General features: G+C 56.8%; 24 protein-coding genes. 4 read left to right on the plus strand and 20 right to left on the minus strand.

From position 1 onward, the window contains the following. Positions 1–1,467 (minus strand): 5-carboxymethyl-2-hydroxymuconate semialdehyde dehydrogenase, encoded by a 1,467-nt coding sequence (gene hpaE / locus BFV67_RS02845; RefSeq protein WP_069597848.1) that lies wholly within the window; start codon positions 1,465–1,467, stop codon positions 1–3. Next, positions 1,464–2,741, minus strand: coding sequence for a 4-hydroxyphenylacetate degradation bifunctional isomerase/decarboxylase (hpaG, locus tag BFV67_RS02850; protein ID WP_063616340.1), 1,278 nt, complete (start codon positions 2,739–2,741; stop codon positions 1,464–1,466). The genes hpaE and hpaG overlap by 4 nt, the downstream gene beginning before the upstream one ends. 269 nt (positions 2,742–3,010) lie before the next feature. Here hpaG and hpaR point away from each other — a divergent pair, with 269 nt between their 5' ends. Both hpaR and tsr read left to right on the plus strand, forming a co-directional pair. Beyond that, positions 3,011–3,451, plus strand: coding sequence for a homoprotocatechuate degradation operon regulator HpaR (gene hpaR, locus BFV67_RS02855; protein WP_008502106.1), 441 nt, complete (start codon positions 3,011–3,013; stop codon positions 3,449–3,451). Positions 3,452–3,534: 83 nt separating this feature from the next. After that, the gene (tsr, locus tag BFV67_RS02860; RefSeq protein WP_023293346.1) at positions 3,535–5,199 is read left to right on the plus strand and encodes a methyl-accepting chemotaxis protein; all 1,665 of its coding nucleotides are present in this window, start codon (positions 3,535–3,537) and stop codon (positions 5,197–5,199) included. A gap of 92 nt (positions 5,200–5,291) precedes the next feature. On the opposite strand, the gene BFV67_RS02865 is transcribed toward tsr, so the two are convergent. The 17 genes from BFV67_RS02865 to BFV67_RS02945 form a co-directional block, all read right to left on the minus strand. After that, positions 5,292–5,798, minus strand: a complete 507-nt coding sequence (locus tag BFV67_RS02865; RefSeq protein WP_069597849.1) for a GNAT family N-acetyltransferase — start codon at positions 5,796–5,798, stop codon at positions 5,292–5,294. A 29-nt stretch (positions 5,799–5,827) separates the two neighbouring features. After that, complete coding sequence (locus tag BFV67_RS02870; RefSeq protein ID WP_032635519.1) at positions 5,828–6,301, minus strand: hypothetical protein; 474 nt, start codon at positions 6,299–6,301, stop codon at positions 5,828–5,830. Positions 6,302–6,303: 2 nt separating this feature from the next. Further along, positions 6,304–7,044: a winged helix-turn-helix domain-containing protein gene (locus tag BFV67_RS02875; RefSeq protein WP_047747953.1), complete on the minus strand. Its 741-nt coding sequence runs from the start codon at positions 7,042–7,044 to the stop codon at positions 6,304–6,306. Between the two features lie 126 nt (positions 7,045–7,170). Then, on the minus strand, positions 7,171–8,127 hold the full coding sequence (locus tag BFV67_RS02880; protein ID WP_025912122.1) for a Csu type fimbrial protein: 957 nt from the start codon (positions 8,125–8,127) through the stop codon (positions 7,171–7,173). Then, positions 8,118–10,346, minus strand: a complete 2,229-nt coding sequence (locus BFV67_RS02885; protein ID WP_069597850.1) for a fimbria/pilus outer membrane usher protein — start codon at positions 10,344–10,346, stop codon at positions 8,118–8,120. The genes BFV67_RS02880 and BFV67_RS02885 overlap by 10 nt, the downstream gene beginning before the upstream one ends. Next, a complete protein-coding gene (locus tag BFV67_RS02890; RefSeq protein ID WP_045371563.1) occupies positions 10,327–11,103 on the minus strand; it encodes a fimbrial biogenesis chaperone in 777 nt (258 codons plus the stop codon). The genes BFV67_RS02885 and BFV67_RS02890 overlap by 20 nt, the downstream gene beginning before the upstream one ends. A 2-nt stretch (positions 11,104–11,105) precedes the next feature. After that, complete coding sequence (locus BFV67_RS02895) at positions 11,106–11,600, minus strand: Csu type fimbrial protein (protein ID WP_023293340.1); 495 nt, start codon at positions 11,598–11,600, stop codon at positions 11,106–11,108. Positions 11,601–11,778: 178 nt separating this feature from the next. Then, entirely contained in the window at positions 11,779–12,417 is a 639-nt protein-coding gene (locus BFV67_RS02900; RefSeq protein ID WP_049121601.1) for an EAL domain-containing protein, read from the minus strand. Positions 12,418–12,597: 180 nt separating this feature from the next. Continuing rightward, complete coding sequence (gene opgB, locus BFV67_RS02905) at positions 12,598–14,889, minus strand: phosphatidylglycerol--membrane-oligosaccharide glycerophosphotransferase (RefSeq protein WP_045409234.1); 2,292 nt, start codon at positions 14,887–14,889, stop codon at positions 12,598–12,600. A gap of 270 nt (positions 14,890–15,159) precedes the next feature. Further along, positions 15,160–15,642 (minus strand): YjjA family protein, encoded by a 483-nt coding sequence (locus BFV67_RS02910; RefSeq protein WP_021240596.1) that lies wholly within the window; start codon positions 15,640–15,642, stop codon positions 15,160–15,162. 83 nt (positions 15,643–15,725) lie between these two features. Beyond that, positions 15,726–16,463: a DNA replication protein DnaC gene (dnaC, locus tag BFV67_RS02915; RefSeq protein WP_008502094.1), complete on the minus strand. Its 738-nt coding sequence runs from the start codon at positions 16,461–16,463 to the stop codon at positions 15,726–15,728. Next, entirely contained in the window at positions 16,460–17,005 is a 546-nt protein-coding gene (gene dnaT / locus BFV67_RS02920) for a primosomal protein DnaT (protein ID WP_069597851.1), read from the minus strand. Before dnaT ends, dnaC begins: the two co-directional genes overlap by 4 nt. A gap of 148 nt (positions 17,006–17,153) precedes the next feature. Then, complete coding sequence (locus BFV67_RS02925; RefSeq protein ID WP_008502092.1) at positions 17,154–17,582, minus strand: organic hydroperoxide resistance protein; 429 nt, start codon at positions 17,580–17,582, stop codon at positions 17,154–17,156. 84 nt (positions 17,583–17,666) lie between these two features. Next, a complete protein-coding gene (locus BFV67_RS02930) occupies positions 17,667–18,119 on the minus strand; it encodes a MarR family winged helix-turn-helix transcriptional regulator (RefSeq protein WP_023293337.1) in 453 nt (150 codons plus the stop codon). A 41-nt stretch (positions 18,120–18,160) separates the two neighbouring features. Continuing rightward, positions 18,161–18,802: a TetR/AcrR family transcriptional regulator gene (locus BFV67_RS02935; protein WP_008502090.1), complete on the minus strand. Its 642-nt coding sequence runs from the start codon at positions 18,800–18,802 to the stop codon at positions 18,161–18,163. A 67-nt stretch (positions 18,803–18,869) separates the two neighbouring features. Then, entirely contained in the window at positions 18,870–19,343 is a 474-nt protein-coding gene (locus tag BFV67_RS02940) for a threonine/serine exporter (RefSeq protein WP_020885295.1), read from the minus strand. Further along, positions 19,334–20,110 (minus strand): threonine/serine exporter family protein, encoded by a 777-nt coding sequence (locus BFV67_RS02945; RefSeq protein WP_021240591.1) that lies wholly within the window; start codon positions 20,108–20,110, stop codon positions 19,334–19,336. Before BFV67_RS02945 ends, BFV67_RS02940 begins: the two co-directional genes overlap by 10 nt. A gap of 410 nt (positions 20,111–20,520) precedes the next feature. Between BFV67_RS02945 and BFV67_RS02950 the strand changes: the two genes are divergently transcribed. Beyond that, complete coding sequence (locus BFV67_RS02950; RefSeq protein WP_008502087.1) at positions 20,521–21,258, plus strand: helix-turn-helix transcriptional regulator; 738 nt, start codon at positions 20,521–20,523, stop codon at positions 21,256–21,258. After that, positions 21,255–21,890 (plus strand): DNA-binding transcriptional activator BglJ, encoded by a 636-nt coding sequence (bglJ, locus tag BFV67_RS02955; protein WP_032622978.1) that lies wholly within the window; start codon positions 21,255–21,257, stop codon positions 21,888–21,890. Before BFV67_RS02950 ends, bglJ begins: the two co-directional genes overlap by 4 nt. Before the next feature lie 38 nt (positions 21,891–21,928). Here bglJ and BFV67_RS02960 read toward each other — a convergent pair whose 3' ends face one another. After that, positions 21,929–22,387: a YbaK/EbsC family protein gene (locus BFV67_RS02960; RefSeq protein ID WP_008502085.1), complete on the minus strand. Its 459-nt coding sequence runs from the start codon at positions 22,385–22,387 to the stop codon at positions 21,929–21,931. Positions 22,388–22,421 lie beyond the last annotated feature (34 nt).

Below are 22,421 nucleotides of genomic sequence, written 5' to 3' on the forward strand. Positions count from 1 at the left end.
TCAGATCCCCCACTTTGGAATCGGATGGTCGCCCATGGAGATGCAGACGTTCTTCATCTCCGCGAATACCTCGAAGCTGTACTCGCCCCCCTCGCGGCCGGTGCCGGAGGCCTTCACGCCGCCAAACGGCTGGCGCAGGTCGCGCACGTTCTGGGTGTTGACGAATACCATGCCCGCTTCGATATTGCGCGCCAGGCGCAGCACTTTGCTGACGTCCTGGGTCCAGATATACGACGCCAGGCCGTACTCCACGTCGTTGGCCAGGCGCAGCCCTTCCGCTTCGTCCTTAAACGGCAGCAGGCAAGCCACCGGCCCGAAGATCTCCTCCTGCGCCACGCGCATGCGGTTATCAACATCCGCCAGCACGGTCGGGCGCAGGAAGTTGCCGCCCTTCAGGTGTGCAGGCAGGTCGGTCGGTTTGTCCGGGCCGCCCGCCAGCAGGGTTGCGCCTTCCTCGATGCCGAGGCGGATATAGCCGGAGACTTTTTCCCAGTGCTGTTGGCTGATGAGCGCGCCAATCTGGGTGTTCGGATCGGTCGGGTCGCCCACGCGCAGGCGGCTGGCGCGCTCGGCAAAGCGCTTCACGAATTCCGGGTAGATGCTCTGCTGGATGAAGATGCGCGAGCCCGCGGTGCAGCGCTCGCCGTTGATGGAGAAGATGGTGAAGAGGGCGGCGTCCAGCGCGCGCTCGATATCCGCGTCTTCAAAAATCAGCACCGGGGATTTGCCGCCCAGCTCCATGGAGTACTTCTTCAGCCCGGCGTTTTTCATGATGTTGCGCCCGGTGGCGGTGCCGCCGGTGAAGGAGACGGCGCGCACGTCGTGATGCCGCACCAGCGCATCGCCTGCCGTCGCGCCGTAGCCCTGCACCACGTTGAGCACGCCCGCCGGAATACCCGCTTCGAGGGCCAGTTCGCCCAGACGGTCGGCGGTGAGAGGGGAGAGCTCGGACATCTTCAGCACCGCGGTATTGCCTAAGGCCAGACAGGGCGCGACCTTCCAGGTGGCGGTCATAAACGGCACGTTCCACGGCGACACCAGCGCGCAGACGCCCACCGGCTGCACCAGGGTGTAGTTGAGCATCTTGTCGTCGACCGGGTAGGTCTTGCCGTTCATCTGCTGGCACACCTCGGCGAAGAATTCGAAGTTGTGCGAGGCGCGCGGAATGAGCACGTTTTTGGTCTGGTGGATCGGCAGCCCGGTGTCGGCGGTTTCCATGGCGGCGATCTCCGGTACGTTCTGGTCGATCAGATCGCCCAGACGACGCATCAGGCGCGCGCGCTCCTTCATCGGCAGGTTGGCCCACTTCGGAAACGCCTCTTTGGCGGCGGCAACGGCCTGATGGATTTCGGCTTCGCCGCCGGCGGCCACTTCTGCCAGGACCTCGCCGGAGGCCGGGTTAGTGGTGTGGAAGTAGTCGCTGCCCGCGACGTTTTTACCGTTGATCCAATGGTTTATCTTTTTCATTTTGCCGTCTCCTCACTCACAATTCGGTTCACCAGGCGTCCCACGCCTTCCACTTCCACCACCACCTCATCGCCCGGCACCACGTCGGACAGCCCCTTCGGCGTGCCGGTGGCAATCATGTCGCCCGGCTGCAGGGTCATAAAGTCGCTCAGGTAGGCGATCAGGTACGGGATGCTGAAGATCAGATCCGCCGTGGTGCCTTCCTGACGCAGCTCGCCGTTAACGAAGGTGCGCAGGGCGAGGTTGTGCGGGTCGGGAATGGCTTCTTTTGGCACGATGTTGGGGGAAATGGGGGTCAGCCCGTCGCGGCTTTTTACCCGCAGGTTCGGGCGGTAGTAGTTTTCGAGATAGTCACGAATGGCGTAGTCGTTGCAGACCGTGTAGCCCGCAACATAGTCCATCGCCTCGGCTTCGCTCACCTTGCGGGCGGTTTTGCCGATGACCACCACCAGCTCCGCTTCATAGTGCATGTACTCGACGTTGTTCGGGCGCACCGAGGTCTGGTTGTCGCCGTTGAAGGTGTTAGGCGCTTTGATAAAGACCAGCGGCTCGGTGGGCGGCTTGAAGTCCAGCTCGCTGGCGTGATCGGCATAGTTCAGGCCGAGGGCAAACAGCGTGGCGTGCGGCGGCGTGCTGCGCGCAATAGTGACATCGCGCTCGTCCACCACCGGGTTTTCCAGCGGTGGAAATCCTTCCGCCAGAATACGCACCCGATCGCCCGGGCGGATCTCAACGCGGCTGTGCGGGGTACCGAGCAGGATCGCATCACCGGGATTAAGGGTGGCGAACTCGCTCAGGGCGCTCAGCAGTTCGGCAGCGTTACGCTGCAGATCGGCGGTGTTCCAGTGGTCCGCTTCGCGGCCGTTGATCTCGGTGATGATGGTCAGGCTATCCACGTTATCAACGGCGACCGGTTCGCCAAGCGGGCAGAATCCGTCCCGGCATTTGGCCTTGATGGCCGGGCGGTAGAAGCTCTCTTCCGGCAGGCTCACCTCGTTGGCCAGCGCATATCCGGCGATGTACGCCGCGGCGTCCTCCACGCGCACCTTGCTGGCGGTTTTACCGACCACCAGCGCTACCGTGGCGCCGCTCAGCACCGTTTCCCCCTGCGGGTACGGAATGGGGTCGCCCGCGCGAATCACGGTGTTATGCGGTTTGATAAACCACACCGCCGTTTTCGGCGGCGTGTTGTAGGGGGCTTTTTCAAACGCCTCTCGCCAGGCTTCGCGCTGGCTCTGATGGTTGAGGGCGACGGCAAAGACGGTACCTTTCATTCACATACTCCTCAGGCCGGAGGTCCGGTTTGGATTTCATTAATATGTTAATGATCTGGTTTTATGCTTTTGCTGATTATTTCGCAATCAGAAGTGAAGAATTTGTGATATGAATAACAATAAATTTACATATTCTTTTTTATGTAAAGTAAAATCAGGTGTTTAATAAAATTAATGGGTTTCTGTTAGACTTTTGGGCAGAAAACGTGTTGTTTATAAAAACATCTTTTGGTGATTGTTTACTTGTTAATGATTGGCGGGGAGAGGCTATGCATGATTCATTAACCATCGCGCTGCTGCAGGCGCGGGAAGCGGCGATGTCCTACTTCCGCCCGATTGTGAAGCGCCATAATCTGACCGAGCAGCAGTGGCGTATTGTGCGCGTGCTGGCTGAACATCCGTCGATGGATTTTCACGATCTGGCGTTTCGCACCTGCATCCTGCGCCCGAGCCTGACCGGCATTCTGACGCGCATGGAGCGCGACGGCCTGGTGCTGCGCTTAAAGCCGCTGAACGACCAGCGCAAGCTGTACGTCTCGCTGACCAAAGAGGGCAATGCGCTGTATGAGCACGCCCAGGCGCAGGTGGAGGAGGCGTATCAGCAGATTGAGGCGGAATATACGCCGGAGAAGATGAAACAGCTGACGGCGCTGCTGGAAGAGTTTATTGAACTCGGAAACCGACATAACGCAGCGCGGGAAGAAGAGTAAAAACCACAAATTTCAGGATGAATTTCGTAAAGTTTTCCCTTTCCAGGCCGAAAATTCTGTATCTGTCTGAGGAAAGAGAAAACATGTTAAACCGTATCAAGATTGTCACCAGCTTAATGCTGGTTTTAGCGATATTTGGCCTTTTACAACTCACATCCGGTGGTCTTTTCTTTAATGCTCTGAAGAATGACAAAGAGAATTTCACCGTCCTGCAAACCATTCGCCAGCAACAGTCCACGCTGAACGGCAGCTGGGTTGCGTTGCTGCAAACCCGTAATACCCTGAACCGCGCGGGTATCCGCTACATGATGGATCAGAGCAATATCGGTAGCGGCGCGACCGTGAACGATTTGATGCAAATCGCGTCTGCGTCTCTGAAGCAGGCGGAAAAAAACTGGGCTGCCTACGAAGCCCTGCCGCGCGATCCGCGTCAAAGCGATGCGGATGCCATGGAGATCAAGCGTAACTATGATATTTACCACGGCGCGCTGGCGGAGCTGATCCAGCTGCTTGGCGCGGGCAAAATCAACGCCTTCTTCGACCAGCCAACCCAGAGTTACCAGGACGGTTTTGAGAAGCAGTACGTGAGCTACCTGCAGCAGAACGACAAGCTGTACCAGATGGCGGTCGAAGACAGCAACAGCTCCTACAGCCAGGCTATCTGGGTGCTGATCGGCGTCCTGATTGCGGTGCTGGTGGTGATTGTGGCCGTCTGGCTCAACATCAAGCAGACGCTGATCTCCCCGCTGAATCGTCTGATCGACAACATTCGCCATATCGCCAGCGGCGATCTGGTGAAGCGCATTGAGGTTCAGGGCACCAACGAGATGGGTGAACTGGCCGACTCGCTGCGTCATATGCAGGGCGAACTGGTGCGTACCGTTGGCGACGTGCGTAACGGCGCGAATGCGATCTACAGCGGCGCGAGTGAAATCGCGATGGGCAACAACGACCTCTCCTCCCGTACTGAACAGCAGGCCGCTTCCCTGGAAGAGACCGCTGCCAGCATGGAGCAGCTGACGGCGACCGTTAAGCAGAACGCCGAGAATGCCCGTCAGGCGAGTCATCTTGCGCTGAGCGCCTCTGAAACCGCGCAGAAAGGCGGCAAAGTGGTGGATAACGTGGTGCAGACCATGCGTGATATCGCCGGAAGTTCGCAGAAAATCGCCGATATTATCAGCGTGATCGACGGCATTGCATTCCAGACCAACATCCTGGCACTGAACGCGGCGGTAGAAGCGGCGCGTGCGGGCGAGCAGGGCCGTGGTTTTGCGGTGGTAGCAGGTGAAGTGCGTAACCTGGCCCAGCGCAGCGCCCAGGCGGCACGCGAGATCAAGAGCCTGATCGAAGACTCCGTGGGTCGCGTGGAAGTGGGTTCAACGCTGGTCGAAAGCGCCGGTGAAACCATGGGTGAGATCGTGAATGCGGTCACCCGCGTCACGGACATCATGGGTGAAATCGCCTCTGCGTCTGACGAGCAGAGCCGCGGTATCGACCAGGTCGGTCTGGCGGTGGCAGAGATGGATCGCGTGACCCAGCAGAACGCCTCGCTGGTGGAAGAGTCTGCCGCAGCGGCAGCCGCACTGGAAGAGCAGGCAAGCCGTCTGACGCAGGCCGTGGCGGTGTTCCGCATTCAGCAGGAGCAGATGAAAGCGCGTGAGTTCGCTTCTGCGAAAACCGTTGCAGCACCGGCGATGGCGCGTAAAACGGTTACCGCTGATGCAGGTGATAACTGGGAAACGTTCTAACGCCGTATGTTGTGCCGGGTGGCGGCTGCGCCTTACCCGGCCTACGGTTCAGGGTTTTGTAGGCCCGGTAAGCGCAGCGCCACCGGGCGATATTACAGAGGCAGGCGCATGGCGCAGCGCGTTTCATACGCGAAACCGTGCGCCGTCTCTTCTTCCCTTTTCTGACGCAGTTCAGGCGTCAGCGTCGTCATTTTTTCAAACCCCAGCCGCGCATAGAACGGCGCATTCCACGGGACGTTCCTGAACGTCGTCAGCGTCAGCGCTGTCAGCCCCTTTCTGCGGGCATGGTCTGCCACGCAGGCGATGAGCTGCCTGCCGATCCCTTTTCCCTGCCAGTCCAGATCAACCGAGAGTTCGACAATAAACAGTGAAGACGGATGGGCTTCGGCAAGGATAAACCCGACGGGCTGGTCGTTTGCCAGCGCCAGCCAGCTTAACCCGCGTTCGACATAGTCGAGGTGTTGCTCAGCGGAAATGACCTCGCCATCGGCAAGCCAGGCGAGTGCCGGGAAGTCACGGAAGCGCCCGGCCGCCGCGCGTTCAATGGCGGGCAGGGCGGCAATGTCGTTGAGGGTGGTGGGGCGAATGCGAAGAGTCATGGCGGCAAGTATAGCCTGACCCGTCGACATTATTCCGAGCAGATCAGCACCGGCGAATAGAAATTGCTGATCACCAGCGCGTCTTCCGGCGTGCGCTCGATCGTCAGAAGCCTTTTATTGCCCAGCGTCAGGCCGGCAACGTATTTTTCAAAGACCCCGGGCGGCATGGCGTCATGGCTAAAACGCTCCACTTTTTGAATAGCGATCTCATACAGTTCGCCCTCCACGTGACGCCATTTAAACATCTCCTGGCGGGAAACCTCCCAGCTGCGTGGGGCATTCACCACGCTGCCGTTAACCGTGATGTACCCGGTTTTGTCGGGATGAAAACGCATAATGATCTCACCGTCAAAGGTGAAATCGTGGTTGTCGCGCCGGTCGGAAAAGGTCAGGTTTCCGTCGCAGGCCACCGACAGCGGGGGCGTGTGAAAGTACCACGCCAGCACGGTGCCCAGCAGCAGCAGGTTGAGGATCAGGATTAGCCAAACTTTTTTGTGTCTCATCATCACCACTCGTAATAGTAAAGCGTACGACAGGCGCTGGCTTTACCCTGCGTGAGGGAACATTGGGAGAGCACCAGCCGCCCTTCGTGGCCGTAGAAAAGCGTTCTCTGAATGTGCATGTAGAAAATTGAATTTTTCAGGCACGGAAGATGGCCGTCCTTCTGAAGCGTTTGCGCCAGCGTTATTGCCTTCCCGTGAAATACGTCCGCCAGCGGCGTAAAGGTGTAGACCGGGCAGGTGCCGATATGCGTCAGCAGATGGATCTCCCTTTGTGAATTTTCTGGCTTGATCAGCACGATCCAGAGGCATAGCGCAACGACGACCAGCGTGAGCGCGCCGCAGAACAGCCATTCAGGGCGAACGCGCCATGCAGGTTTCGCCGTTTCGGCGGTCGGTGGAGCCTCCTCCAGCGGAGTGACCGTAACGTCCGCGCTGAGCATAAAGCCCGTTTTCGGTACGGTAACGATAAGCAGCGCGTCGGGAAGCAGGGCCGCCAGCATCTTGCGCAAAATGCTGATGTACTGGTTTAAGGAGTTGTTAGATCCCTGAAGCCCTCGCCGATCCCAGACTTCCTGGAGAAAGGTTTCCCGTTCAACCACGTTCCCATGATGCTGAACCAGCAGCTTCATGATGGTATTGGCCGTACAGGTGAGGAGCTGCGCATCCTCATCCGGCGCATTGATAAGAGAAACAGAACCGTCCTCGTCGTTATAGACGATGGCGTCAGCAAGCAGGTATTTCATAAGTTGTTGTAATAAAAACAGAGATAAAAAATAAAAAGAGAAGGTCTACGCCTTCCGGGCTGCATTGCTGGCTATTTTAACGCCACTGTTACCGATAACATTGATCCAGACAGGTTTTTGGGTGATTTAATAAGTCAGCGTGATAATCACGTCATCAATAAATTCCCCGGTACCGGTTAGCGGCTGTGCCGGGACCTCGCCGTAAACGGTGTAGTTCTGGGTGCCGCCAGCGGGATTGGTGACCTGCAGCGCATCGCCGCTGCTTTGATCTCCCCAGCGTTGCGTGGCCGCCTCATCCTGCCAGAGCCCGTAGCGCAGGCACTGGCCCTCGTTGTTGCAGAGCTGCCGCTGATTACCGCTGGCATGGTTGCCTTTGCCCATGGCAAGGGTGAATGCGGTTCCGGCCGGGCAGCGCGTGGTCAGGGTGGCGGTGGAACGCGTCGGACGCAGGGTCGCGGTGCTGGTCAGGGTGCCGAAGTTAAGGGGCGTCACGCGCTCGATGTAGCATCCCTGGCTGATTTCGGCCTGCGCGCTGGTGCCGCCCTGCACCTGCTCCCCCTCTGCGGAACCGTCCGAGCAGTTTTGCAGGGCATCCTGACGCAGGGCGCTGTGCCAGGCGATGCGCAGATTCATGTTGTAGTTGTAATAGTGGTAGGCCGGAAGCTGGCTTTGCCCTGCCGGAATGGTAGCGATAAGCGGAAAGGTACCGCTGACGTTGGCATTGCTTTGCGCGGCCAGAGTCTGCTGAATCAGGTTCCCGCTGCTGGCAGGCCCCAGCTCCTGAGAGCGTGCTGCGCCGTTCAGCAGGCGGAAGAGGAGGGTGTACTGTTTTCCCTCCTGGTCCCCCGGCGAGATCATCTCAAAGGGCGGGGCGTCTACGCTGCTCAGGCAGACGTTGAGATATTCCGTCCTGCCCTCGTTGTCGGCCTGGCAGCTAAACTTGACCTCGGTGTTGACGGAGGTGGTATTGCCCGCCACGACGTTGCCAAAGTTAATGGCGGGCATGGAGGTTATCCAGCAGGCTGCCGCCATCGCCTTTACGGACAGGACGAGCAGCAATAATAACGGCGCTCTTAATGACACAGTTGTTCTCCCATATTCTGTATAGATGACGCGGTACGGGGCGCCGGAAGCGCGACCCGGCACTCTCCCTCACCGGTCTTCACCACCAGTTCACCCGGCAGGGGCGGATCTTCAAGCCAGATAAAGCCATCGCGGCCCACGATGGTGGCACCCTGCGGCGTTGACACGACGCTGCCCAGCGGGAGCGGCCTGCGGCGGCTGTCGACCAGCCGGGCCTGAACCGTGACGGCGTGATGGACGTTAAAATCGACTTTGACCGCGCTGTTGTTGCCCGGCCTGGCATGCATGTCGGTGACGGGGGCGATCACATCGGCGGGCAGATCGAGCGGGTTAATGCTGACTTTGCTGTTGTGGTAGCGCGGCAGGTCGGTCAGCAGGAGATAACCGTCCTCATCCGTTTCACCGGCCGGGCGGTTTTCCAGCATCACCGGTACGTGTCCAATGCCGTGCGTGGAGACCAGCGCCATGCCCTGCTGGATGTAGCGCAGCGCGTGCAGGCTGCCGTCCAGCAGCGTCAGGCTCCCTTCGGCTGAGGCGTACTGGTTGCGCTGGCTGGCACCTTGCTGCAGCCCAACGTGCCATTCGCCCGCGCGGCCCAGATAGCCTGCGTCTGCATATCTTTCACGTCGTTCGCCAAAGCCCTGGCCCAGCTCCCATGACCAGCCGCCGGCCTCATCGTCCGGCTGGTGGCGGTAATCCATGCGTGGTTTATCCCGGCTGGCCTGAACGGAGAGCGTGTCCTCGCGACCCAATGGGACGGAAAGCAGTAGCTGAACCTGACTCGACGCATCCGTAAACGAGCGGGTATAGCTCAGCGTGGTGGAGATGTGTGCCGGCAGCGACACCGACCAGGAGGCATTGAGGTAGCGCTGCGTGCTGCCCTGAATGTTCTGCTGTACCCAGCCCGCGCCCACGGTGCCGAAGTGGGGGACGGACTGGCTTACCCAAACGCTGTCGCTGCGTCTGACGGGGGCGGCACCGCTCATGTGGGCGTTGTCGGCGAAATCCGCCTCGGTGCGGACGGTGCTGGCAGAAATGCCCGTTCCTCTGCCGTTCCACTGCCAGCCGAGGCCCCACTGAACGCCCTGACCGTAAGGGCTGTCGCTCACGGCAACGTGCTGGCTAACCACCCCTACGGCGGGAGAGACCAGCCAGTCAGCGCCCGTGCCCACGTTGTGCAGCCTGCGCTGCTGCTCCGTATGCAGCGCCAGCGTCAGGTGATTATTCACCCCATAGCGCCAGCCCGCGTCCAGCAGCGGCGAGGCGGCATAGTCGTCGGAGTGCAGGGCGTAGTTTTCCCGCATCCAGCCGATGTCCAGCGAACCGCTGCTGAGCCCTTCCGCCAGCATGCCCGGCGCGCCGTAGAGATCGAGCTGTACGGTGCGACGCTGGCCGTTGATATCGGTAATGACCACCTCCGCCTGCCCGCTTCCGGTGAAGGAGGGCAGGGTATCCAGCAGAAAGTCACCCGGCGTGACGCGCTGGCTGCTCTGCTTAAGGCCGTCGATATACAAATCGACCGTGGAAGGCAGTACGGCCGTGTCGCTGTAGCGGCTGCGCGGTTCAGTATTGAGTTGCGGATTGAGCTCAAAATTACGTGCCCAGTGCAGCCCGCCAAAGCGCACCTGTCGGCTCCAGCGGGTGCCGGTGGTGATGCTGTCGCCCAGCGCCAGCGTGGTCAGCGAGTCGGTGTTGTCCCACTGCCAGCGGGTTTCGAGACGCGTGTGGGTCGGTCGACCGGCGCTGTTTTCCTCCCCGGCATGGCTTGAGAAACTGCTGCTGAACGTTCCGGGTAATCCTTCGGATGCGGTCAGCATGGTCTGGGCGTTGAGCTGGCGCTTCCCCTGCGCATCGCTGGCGTAGAGCGCGTATCCGAGCGTATAGGCGCTGACGGGTTGCGCATCAGGGTAGCGATACATCGGCGCGGGCTTTGAGGCGGTGAGATGCTGCTGGCCCTCGAGCGCCTCTGCCTCAGCGGTAATCGACACCTGCTGGGACAGCACGTCGAGATTAACCTTCAGGCCCGGCAGGGACGTCAGCTCAACCCATTCGGCGCGATCGTCCGGGGCGTGAAGCCCCAGCTTTTTCATGTCGCTGCGGCTTATCCATAACGCATTATCCACCACCCGGCAGGCCCAGAGCTCGCCTCGCGGGGCGTGGTTCACGGTAATGGCCAGCCATTGTACGGTGTCGGCGGGTTCAGTCCGGGCTGACAGCATGAGCGGTAGCCAAAACAGGAGCGCGAGAAGCGAGCGGGCGCAGGGGTATCTGGCTGGCATGGTGGTCATCATTGAGATAGACGCGCAGCGTGCTGAGCGCGTGACGTGAAGCGTGTTTAAGCGGCAAAAGGGCGGTTTGTCCCGGGAGCACATAGCCCGCCAGGCCTTTAATCGACCCTACAACCTGCCCATCGGCCGTCAGGGCCTCAAGGTGGCTCAGACGGATGTGGCGGTTTCCGGCATTAAAGCAGCGAAGGGTGGCCGGTATTTCAGACTGCTCACAGCTCAGGGCATCGTGGCTGACGGGCGCGCTCTGGTTACCGGCAATAAACACCGGAATCGAGTAGCGCAGCAGGAAGTGCACCGCGGTGGGATTGGCGGCACGGGACGTGGCGTCCGGCAGTTCGTCGATAACCAGCCGGTAACTTTGCTCCTGTGCACGGATGCCGGGCTGCATGACGATAATACGCACCAGCTGCTGCTGGCCCGGCGCCAGTGATGTCATCGCCGGGCTGCTGACCACCTCCCCGGTGGCCACCAGCACATCTTTACCGTTTTTTTGCGTCCATTCGTACACCCGAATCTGCGCATGGATGGCCGCTTTCCCACTGTTAGTGAGATAGACCGCCGCTGCCCGCTGGTCGCTCTGCAGATCGAGCGTTACCGGGGCCACCTGAAGCGTGGCGGCCAGCGCGTAGCGTGACAGCAGCGCCAGCATCATGAGCCACAGAATGAAGCAGGAAAGATAGCGACGCACGATCAGTACTCCAGTTTTAACGTGATATCGTCGCTGTAGGTACCTGCCTGGGCGGTTGTCAGCGCCCCGGCGTCAATCACGCCATACAGCGTTTCTTCCTGTTCCGCACCGTTGCCGGTATCGTCCAGGCCATTCGTGCCGGTGATTTGCGTCTGTTTGCCTTCGTCAGCAAAGAGCTTCCACGCAATCTTCTGCGCGCCCGTGTCGCCGTTTTCCGGCTTCAGCCAGAAGGTTCCATTTTCGCCGTCGTTGCTGGTGGCGGTCAGAGTGAACGGCGTGCCGTTGGTACAGACGATATCGACCTGCGTTTTGGCCTGGATTTCGCTCGACTCATCGGAGCCGTGACGCGAGAAGTTGAGGTCGTTGGCTTTGAGGGTGCACGACTTCACGACCTCAAGTGATACGTGCATCGTCGCGCTTGCGGTGCTGTCTGCGGCGATCGCAGCAGCAGGAAGCAGGAGAACGGAACAACATACAACGGTGGGAATAATTTTCATGATCTTATTTCCTGACGTGAGTAACAGTGCAATTACAAAGCGAATGACTGAGCGTCCAGCAGGCAGCGTTTTTGATGGAATGCCGCCAGGTTGTGGCAGCAACAAGTGGGGCAAGGCCATAAACAGGCATTGCCGCGCAGAACGATGACCATATCGCCAGCATTCGGAATGAGAGGGGTCATTTTCTGCCCCACAGATAGCCCTGGCCGTAATCGGCCGCGCTGGCGCGGGCCAGTGCGAAATCACCCGCGGTTTCAATGCCTTCGATCAGCACCTTGCTGGCGACGCGCTTGCACTGGCGGGTGAGATGCAGAAACTTCGCCTGCTCGGTCCGTCCGTTCCAGAAGGTATGTTTGTCAATTTTGATGCCGCAGAAGCGGATCTGGCTGGTCAGAAGTTCGGGAAGAAGGTCTTCGCAAACATCGTCTGCCCACACTTCTATCCCCCACTGATGGAGCGTTGCGATGCATTTCCGCAGCGCCCGGCTTTGCGTATCGTCGAGTTGTATCATCGAATGGAGATCGGTGACCTCGATAGCAAGTCTCTCCGGGCAGGGGGTTTCTTCTTTGAGCCTGTCGAGGAAGTCCGTGTCCAGCAGTAAATCCGATGTCGCATTGAGGTAATACTTGTCGCCATCCTTGCAAAACATGGCGTGACGAAGCTGCGCAAAGAAGTGCGCTTTACGCTGCCTCGCGGTCATCGAGCCAAAGTAATCTTCAAGATTGACGTGGGGCTTTGCCGTGGACAATACCTCCCAGGCAATCACATTTTCACTGCGCAGTGCCCGGATGGATTCGAACTTATAGCCGGTTAGCATGATAAAAGTGCGTAACGCTCCGTGGTGATTTCAGGAGCTGCACATTTTATGGATTTGGTTTTTGGCAGGATACTTATAGATAAAAATGGCTCATATAAAGTGTTTTTATCTGTTTTATAAGATTTATAAAGGATTATTTATTTTCATAAGCGCCCGGCAGAACGCCGGGCGCGACGCGCATTAACCCGCTTTGCTGATGATTTTGATTTCGACCATGCCAATTCCGATCTCGCGCGGCGAATGCCCAAGAATATTTCCCTCATTCGTCGACTGCGGGTCCGGCGGTACAATCACCAGGGTATTGCTGCGCGAAGGGTTCTCAAAATGCAGCGTTTGTGTGCTCACGTCGTTTCCAAGCGTTAACGTCTGCTCCCGATCGCCCACGCGCACGGGTACGGGCTTGTTAGCATTAGGCCCATAAGCCCTGGCGGTGATCACCAGATCAAATTGTTCAGGCAGGGGATGGGTGTACTCAATTTTCACCTCATTGCCCAGCTGCGCGTTGGACCAGCGTCCCCAGGACTCCGGCCGCGAGATGCCGCTAAACTGTTTCACTTCCTCCGGCGCGCCGGCCACGTTAAAGATAAAGCTGTCCGCTTTGTAGCGAATATCGTTGTCGACGATTTTCAGCATGTCGACGTTACGCTGATAGCGCGCGGTATCTATCACCGTATCTTTAAAGGCGGTTTTGCCCTTCCACTGCGCCTTATCCACGTGCTGCACGGTTTGCTCTCCGCCAAGCTGGCCCTGCGAGACGCACCAGTCGGTCGAGAGAGCCAGCGGCTGCGACCAGAGCTGGCCCATTTTGTAGCACCGGTCGACCCAGACGAAGTTATCGCGTGGCGCAAAATCGGCCAGCTGGTAGCGCAGCGGCGCGGAATACTCGCTTTCCGGCAACGGCTCAACGCGTCCTTCCGATACGCGCAGCAGCAGCGGCAGACGGAAGTTGCTACCCGAGAAGGCAATGGTGTTTTTATCCCGATCGACGGTGAAGTCCTTCATCTCTTTCGGGAAGTTCCACAGGCGGATGATGTCTGGCTTCCAGGCGAGAATTTTTTCCTTCATGTTGAGGAACACTTCCGACAGGGATTGCCCCGACAGCGTGCTGCGGCCCAGGCCAATAAAGTTGTCGCCGCCCAGAATGTCCAGCACGGTGGCGCCGTTATCCATGGAGTTGCGTTTGGTGGCGATCTCCTCCTGCTGCGGCTGGTCGCCGCGCAGGACGAAGAACAGGTTGCTGCGATCCTGCTTGTTGAGCTGATCCCACGCGCTGTTTTTCATCGCCAGATGGTCAGATGAGACGACAATGACGGTGTTTTTAAACCAGGGCGAGGCTTTGATTTTCTCGACCAGTGCGGCGATGTGCTCCTGACTGCAGGTGACGGCGCTGAATGATTTGTTGTTTTTGCCATCAATCTCATAGCTTTTGCGCTTACAGGTGCGCGAGACAAACCCGTCCGGATGGTGGGTGTCCACCGTCAGTGCAAAGAGAGAGAAACGCTTGCCCGCGCGGGACAGCTCCTCGAATTTCTTCCAGGTTTCGTCGAGTACCGTATCGTCATAGAAGCCCCAGTCGTTGCGGTAGCTCGGATCGGCAACCGTCGTTTTTAACTCTTCTGAGCCGTACAGGTGGTCAAAACCGTGGGATTTCAGGAACACATCTTTTCCGGCGAAACGCAGGTTTGCTCCCTGCATAAAATAGTTTTCGTAGCCGGAGTTTTTCAGGATATCGCCGAGGCAAATATTCTGCGGGAAGAAGGTCGACATGGAGGCTGAGGCGTTACCTTCAAAAGGCGCGAACAGCGGGATACCGCACTGGGAGGCAACCATCCCGGCAATCGTATAATCCGTGCCGGGCAGCTGCATGGTGTGGCTGAAATCGAGACCTTCATTTTTCAGCGCGCCCAAATCTGGCGTCAGGTCCGGGAAGGCATCGTTATCAAAGTAGGTGCGCTCCAGGCTTTCACCGTAGATATAGACCAGATTGAGCGTCGGGTTGGCGATCGTTTTCGACGGCTCTTTGTAGTAAGCCGCGAAATCCGGATCGCCGTCGCGCGACTGGGATTTCACCAGCTCGGTGATCTGATGGAACGCCGGGCTGGCGTCGACGGAGGCCAGCGCCAGGAATAACGCCAGCAGGCTGTAGCCATGATGGTGTGGATGATGGCGACGGCGACGCAGCACCCAGGCCAGCGCGCCAAAAATCATCACCAGCGCGACGATAAGGCCGAGCCCCGGAAGTATGTACTTACCCACACCTGCGCCCGTCAGGCTGTTCGTCAGAGTGTAGAGCACCGCATCGTTAATACCGTCACCGGTAAAGTAATCGCTGGCGTATAAGGTAATGTTTAAAATAATAAAAATGCCGAGCACCACCAGCGTGGCGATAAACCACCAGGTGTGACGGCCGGCTTTCCAGGCGTAAACGCCGACAGAAGCCAGAAAAAGGATAAGAGACATGAATTCTGACAACAGCATATCCTCATGACGCCAGGTGCTTCGCTGGCTAACTGTTTATTTTTTGGGTGATACAATGTAATTGCGATGTCGTTAAGCTGCAATTTTAGTGTCACGAAAGTGTGCTGTTGTTAGGATTTGGTTTAGAAAATCGTTTTTATGAAGATGTGCACATCCTGACAAACGGACGCTGAGACGGTGGCAGGCAGGAAAAACGCTCATTTAGCGCCGCGCTGCAAGACTATCGCACTAAACGCGGCGTGTTGTGGCAGAAAATGGGGTGGATCAGGAGATGAAATTAACGCCTTGTTTCAGCACCAGATCGCAGGCTTTGGTTTTCACCTGTTTGGCCAGAGAAGAGTTGCCGAGGGTGCTCAGGTTAAGCTGCTGACCGTTCTGCGCGTTAAGCAGGCCCTGAATGCCGTCCATGTAGTTGGTGTCCGCTTTTTGCTCCTGAGTATCCAGACCCAGTTTACCCAGCACCTGGTTTTTTACATTTTGCGCGTCGGTCACGGAGGCCAGCTTTTGCTTCGCGCAATATTCCAGAATCCCCGCCGCGTTGTTCATCGTCCCCGCGCTCAGGCTCTGGGAACTGTTGCCCAGCAGGCTGGTGAGGGAAGAGGCGGAGAGTCCGCCCTGCGTGCTGCTGCTCTCTTTGGTCAGCTCATTTGCTGCGCTTGACAGGGATTCCTGCCAGGACGCCGCCTGCGCTGCGCCGGTTACCAGCAGCGCGCCTAAAAAGGTGCTGATTAGAATCTGTTTTTTCATCATGGCTCTCTCAAAAAGGTCCGTTTTGGGCCGAAGGGGTTCCAGTATATACCTGCGACCTGTCGGCGATTCCTGGAACTGTCTTAATACTCTTTCCCGGTGACGCGGCTGCGGTAACTGTCCCAGTCGAAGATGACATAGAGGCTGTTACCCAGCTTCATGCGGTCCATGACGCGTTCCCCCAGCAAGCGGGTCATCTCGTCGATGTTGTGGTTTGTCAGCATGCCGGTGGGGCGTTTGGACGAGGAGCGGCGATCGACAATCTGGTTGATGATGACTTTTTCATAGCGGGATTCCGTCTGAACGCCAATCTCATCGATGACCAGCAGGTCGACGTTACTCAGATCGTTAAGCAGCTGTTCTTCGCTGGTTTCACGGTTGCTGAAGGTGTCTTTCATCGCGGACATGATATCGGCCACGGTGATGATGAGGACCGATTTACCGCGCAGAAGCAGCTCGTTGCAGATGGCGGCAGCAAGGTGGTTTTTGCCGGTGCCGGGCTTGCCGCTAAAGATGAAGCTGGCGATATTGCCGTCGAACTCATCCACGTACTGCCGCGCGGCAGCGAGCGCGTTCATCTGCCCGGTGGTCTCAATTTTATAGTTATCGAACGAGCAGTTCTGGTGCAGGGGACGAATACCGGAACGGTTAAAGGTGCGCTGCATTTTCATCGCCCGATTTTCGCGGGCGAGCGCGGCGGCGCGGATCTTGCCTTGCTCTTTTTGCCACGCCAGCAGCTCTTCACCGGTGGTGAAAGCAGGCTTCACGTTGGCAGGCATCATTTTTTGCAAACGTTTCATCAGGTCGCCGACGTTCTTCATTTCGCACCTCGGAATCCGCGGGGGATCTGTTTATCCGGTTCTGAAAAGGCATTGATATCACGTTTTGGCTGGCCGTTGTTGCCGGCGCGGGTAATCTGAAGATGACGCGCGAGCTTTTGCTGCCACTGAATATGGGTGAACACTTTACCCTCCGCCTGCCACCAGGCGGTAAACGCGGCAAGCTCTTCCGCTGTGGCGGGTTGGGTTAACGCAATGCCCCACAGCGCGGCCTGCCGCTGAAAATCTGCATCCGGCTGCCAGCCCGCATAGAGGGCAAATTTACCCATCGGAACGGTCACGGGAACGTTAACCGGTTCATCAAAGAACTGGGTATCCAGCGTGACATCGCTTGCCGGGCGTGCCAATTGCGCTTCGATCTCCAGAAGCTGTGCCAGACGTTCCGGTGTGATTGCGTAAAACGCCGGCGCGTTGTCGGCAAAAACCGCAACCGTGCCGCCTTCGGCGTGGGTCAACACACCGCGTGGGTCGCGCATAAAGGCATCAATACCAGCAATGCTGGTGGTCAGAATTCTGGAGGACATAACGCTTACTCTACTGATGACTACGGGCGTGATAGGGGCTTATGGTAGCACAGAGAGGGGAAAGGAAAGGAGGGGATTTCCCCGGTGGCGCTGCGCTTACCGGGGCTACAGTCGTAGGCCGAATAAGCGCAGCGCCATCAGGCAGTTATCACGCAATGATGTTCAGCGTGACGTCGATGTTGCCGCGGGTCGCGTTAGAGTACGGGCACACAATGTGTGCCGCATCGACCAGCTTTTTAGCTTCCGCAGGATCCATACCTTCAACATGGATGTTCAGTTTTGCTTCGATACCAAAACCGGTAGGCAGCGGGCCAATACCCACTTCGCCTTCAATAAAGGCATCTTTTGGCAGGGTAAATTTGTCGCGTGCGGCCACGAACTTCATCGCGCCCAGGAAGCAGGCAGAGTAGCCCGCGGCAAACAGCTGCTCAGGGTTGGTCACGTCTCCCCCCATGCCGCCCATCTCTTTTGGCACACCCAGTTTGACGTCCAGTACGCCATCGGAGGAGGTGGCACGGCCGTCACGGCCACCGGTGGCTTTTGCTTTGGCGGTATAAACAACTTTTTCTAAAGACATGGCAGGTTCCTCATTTTGTTTTAATTCGTGCTATTAAATAGCGTGCGATATATATAGGTAAATAATGACGCGTAAAGTATAGCGTTACGCGCGGTGTAGCTGTTGTCGCAAAAGTTCGAGCTGCTGTTTGAGCGCCAGCAAGGTGTCTGTATCACACTGCGCTGCGCAACCCACCGCATGGGGGATACCCAATGCCTGCTGCTGGAGTTCACGTCCCGCTTCACTCAGGGTGACGGCGACCTGACGCTCGTCTTTGCGCGAACGGTGGCGGTTGATGAGCCCGGCGCTTTCCAGACGTTTCAACAGCGGCGTCAGGGTCGCAGAGTCAAGGAACAGCCGTTCACCGATGTCCGACACCGTCATATCATCCTGCTCCCACAGCACCAGCATCACCAGATATTGTGGATAGGTCAGGTTCAGCGGTGCCAGCAGCTGCCGGTACAGCTTGTTAAGCGCCAGGTTTGCCGAATAGAGGGCAAAGCAGAGCTGGTTATCCAGCTTGAGCGCAGCGGTTGCATCGTTCGTTTTCGCGTTCATGAGATGAATATAGATAGTGTGCGATTTAATTGCAAGCAATTTTATGGGCAGGTGTAACGGAGCGCCACCTGAACGGCCATTTTACGGTAGTGCTGGCGCTGCGCCTGCTCGTCTGCGCCTTCTTCAAACAGCAGCGTAAAGGTGTAGCTGTTGGCAACGTAGTGAAAGCTGAAGCTGCTTATCAGACGATGAAGATCGCGGGCGTCAACCGTCTCACTGAAAAGCTGTTTTTCTTTCCCCCGGCGCAGGATCTCCTCCAGCAGATCGAGCGCGCTGCGGTTGACCTGGCGGAGATAGCTCGACTGCTGCATAAAGCGGCCGCGCTGCATGTTTTCCATGCAGATAATCCGGATGTAGTCAGGGTGGTCGGCATGATAGTCAAAGGTGGCTTCAACCAGATTGACCAGCGCTTCGACCGGGGGCATTCCCGTCAGGCTTAGCGCTTTTTCGCTGGCGCGAATCTGGGTGTAAACATGTTCAAGTACGAGTAGATAGAGGTTCTCTTTATTCTTGAAATGGTAAACCACCATGCGTTTGGTGGTGCCCGCTTTCTCTGCGATCTGCTCCATCCGTGCACCGTTCAATCCATACTCGGCAAAAAGCGCGATGGCGCTCTGAAAGATTTTCTCTTTCAGGCTGGATTCTTCACTGTGCTCGGGGTGTTCGCTGCCAGGGTTAGCCACATCCTTTCCTTATTTTCACCAAACGGACCAGACGGATTATCTCCACGGCAGCGAAATAACACAAATATCAAACGCGTGGGCGTTTACGGTACAGCCACAGGCCGGGGATCGACAGCCCGATGGAGAGCGCGCCGACGATGGATGACGCCTTAAGAAAGTTGCTGAGAAGAAGGATCATCTGAGGCTCGGTATAGCCGAAATGGCTGATTTTCACCGCGGAAATCATCGCGGTATAGGCCGATATCCCCGGAAACATGGGGATCACGGCCGCAACGGTGAATACTTTGGGATGCGCCAGATACCAGCGCGACCACTGGATGCCGATACTGCCGACCAGCATGGATGCCATAAATGTTGACCATTCGATGTTAAAACCCGCCGTCATCATCACCATTCGCGAGCCATGGCCAATCGCGCCCAGCAGCGCACACCACGGCAGCGCGCGTTGCGGTACGTTAAATACCATCGCGAAGCCGACGGCAGGAATGGCGGCCAGAAGCATGTCCTGAGCAAGCGCCAGCAGAAAATCGATCACGCCCATCCGCGTAACCCCCAAAGTGTCATGGCCATGACCACGCCGATGCAGGTCGCCAGCGTCAGCAGGCTGGCGATAGCCCAGCGAGCCAGGCCGGTATTGATGTGCCCTTTAAACATGTCGGCGACGGCGTTGATCAACGGAAAGCCCGGGACCAGCAGAAGCACGCTGGCGGCCATGGCAACGGTCGGCGTGTTGGCAAACTGCGGCAGGCGCAGCAGCAGACCGGAAACCGTGGTGGCGACAAACGCGGTAATGCAGAAGTTAATTTGCGGATGCAGCTGCCGATGCGTCAGCAGCTGGCGAACATACATGGCGATACTGCTGGCGAAAAAGGTGATGATTGCACCATCCCAGCCGCCTTTGTTGAGCTTACAAAAGCAGGCGCACGAGAGCCCTACCATCACCACGACGAGCCAGCGCGGATAACGTAATGGCTTGATCTGGTTGAATCGTTTTTCAATGTCACTGAGATCGAGAAGCTTATGTTCTGCAAGGATGACAATGTGCTGCACTTCGGTCACGACGTGCATGTTGATGCCGCGGTCATGGTTTTTGCGCGTGGAGGTCAGGCACTGACCGTCCTTGATTGTGGTCAGCACAATGGCGTTGGATGAGATTGCGCTTTCGACGCTGTCCATCCCTAGCGCCAGCCCCAGCCGGGTGGAAAGCTCCTCAACCAGCGCGCTTTCCGCGCCGTGCTGGAGCAGAAAAAGACCGCACTGAATACATAGCCGCGTGATAGCACGCTGCGTTGACCGCTCTGCCTGCATGTATTGTCCTGGAAAAAGATGGATAGCTATCTGTTAACCCATAGTGGGTACTTTTAGCACAGAGTGCAGTCCCTCTTGCTGTGGGCCAGATCAAGGTTTGTGCAAACAGTTGCGGTCCGTGTCGTGGAAGGGGGAAGGGATTAATTTATCAATACCGTGAATTATAAATACCAAAATATAAAATATTTGTATTTAGTTATTCTAATTTTATATTGTCGTTATTTTAATGTCTCCACAATTAATTTTTGTTTCGCTTTGTGAGATATTACTGCTGTTTAGGCATTTCTTAAACTAAGCATACATCTCATCTTCTGCTTGTATTAACCAGTCTTACACTCAGGGACGAAAATACTCATACGTTGATGCGTTTTAACGTTACTCATCAAATGAAAAATGGACACGGAGGGTCTATGTTGTCATTGCATGGTAAGCATGGCGTTGTCATTAGCCGGATGCCCGTGATGCAAAACGGGTTAGGGGGCCTGATGGCACGTCATTTCCCCGAATTTGAATTGAGCTATTGCCGCTCATTGCAGGAATTAACGCTGCTCCAGTTGCGCCGCGCGGACGTCATTATTGCCGATATTTCAGGCGAATACAGAAACCCTCGGGGTGCGCTTGAAGAGTATTACGGTTTATTGAATCAATACCGGGATATTCACTGGATCTTTTTAGTCTCGCGGCCGCTTTACCCTATTGCGGTTGAGTTACTTATGCGCCCGGAAAGCACGTTGCTTTCTGACATGGAGCCTATTGAAGGCGTGGTTAACGCTATTCGGGCCGGTAGCGAGCGGGCAGAGCGGATTAGCCAGACGTTATTAACTCCGGAACCTCAGAGTACGGAGAATGAAAATGAACACGTTATCGCGCTCACGCACTCCGAACGTAAGGTCCTGCGTCTGTTAGGGAAAGGATGGGGGATTAACCAAATCGCCACATTGCTCAAGAAGAGCAATAAAACCATCAGTGCGCAGAAAAACAGTGCGATGCGACGGCTGTCATTACGAAGTAATGCGGATATGTATGCCTGGATCAACAGTACACAGGGAATGAGAGAGCTGAGTTTGCTATCAGCCTATGGAGAGTTCGAGGAATGGAAAAAACCGATTCAACAAGACATATCGCCATCATCGAAAATTGCGCGATGAGTGCCGTCGGGCTACAGCATCTTTTTGCGATGCCCGGCCTGAGCCATTATCAGCTACACCTGTTTAGTGAATTTGACAGTTTTAAGAATGCACTTCATCACGTTAATTTTTTCTCGCTGATCTACTCCCTTTCCGATGCGCGAGAGGAGCGCCGTAACTGCCTGGCGCACCTGCGGGATCTGGCGTTTACGCACGGTCATATCCAGCGCATCATTTTGGTTTCTGACGAGATGGAAGCACGGTTAATTAGCCATCTTTCGCCATCGCGCCTGCACGGAGTAGTCAGTAAATCGGTGACGCTTGAGCATCTGCAGAAGGAACTCGTGGAGTTGCTGAGCGAAACGCTGCGCATCAATGACAATATGCTGAATCACTGGTACCGGAGTCAGAACAGGATGCTAAGCCCCACAGAGCGGGCAATATTGCGTTATATGTCCTGCGGGTATTCCATCCCTGAAATCGCGGCACAGCTTGAACGGAATATTAAGACCATTCGGGCACATAAGTTTAATGCGATGGTGAAACTGGGCGTGAATTCAGACGTAGGGTTGCTCGATGCGGCGGATATTATTACGCATCTTCCTGCAAGAGAGCCGCAATGTTTGGCTCTCCTCACGCCCACATTTTTATAACCCGTCTTTTGCGCGCCAGATACACTCTGGCGCGTCAATCAGATACAGACATCCACCCATTTTGCGGAAGTCAGTTCTGCCATTCTGTCAGGTGAAATGCGCACAGCGCTGTGAATTGCGCCTGCGGCGGGCAGCACTTCGGCGTACTGCTTCAAAGAGATATCGCAATATACCGCGAGCGGGTTTTCCAGTCCGAACGGGCATACACCGCCAACGGGATGACCGGTAATGGTCACCACTTCATCACTGCTGAGCATGCGCGCTTTCGCACCGAACGTGTCTTTGAGCTTTTTGTTATCCAGACGCGCGTCGCCTTTCGCCACCACCAGGATCACCTCATTTTTAACCTTGAGTGAAAGGGTCTTGGCGATTTGTCCCGGCTCGACACGATGGGCGGCAGCAGCCAACGCAACGGTAGCAGTACTTTGACTAAGCTCAATAACGTCTATATCCGGCGCGTTGTCGGCAAAAAACTGCTGTACAGACTGCAAACTCATTGTTTCCTCCTGACAAATATCCTGCGTAATCTGT

Origin of the sequence: Enterobacter roggenkampii, from assembly GCF_001729805.1 — a bacterium.
Classification (GTDB): domain Bacteria; phylum Pseudomonadota; class Gammaproteobacteria; order Enterobacterales; family Enterobacteriaceae; genus Enterobacter; species Enterobacter roggenkampii.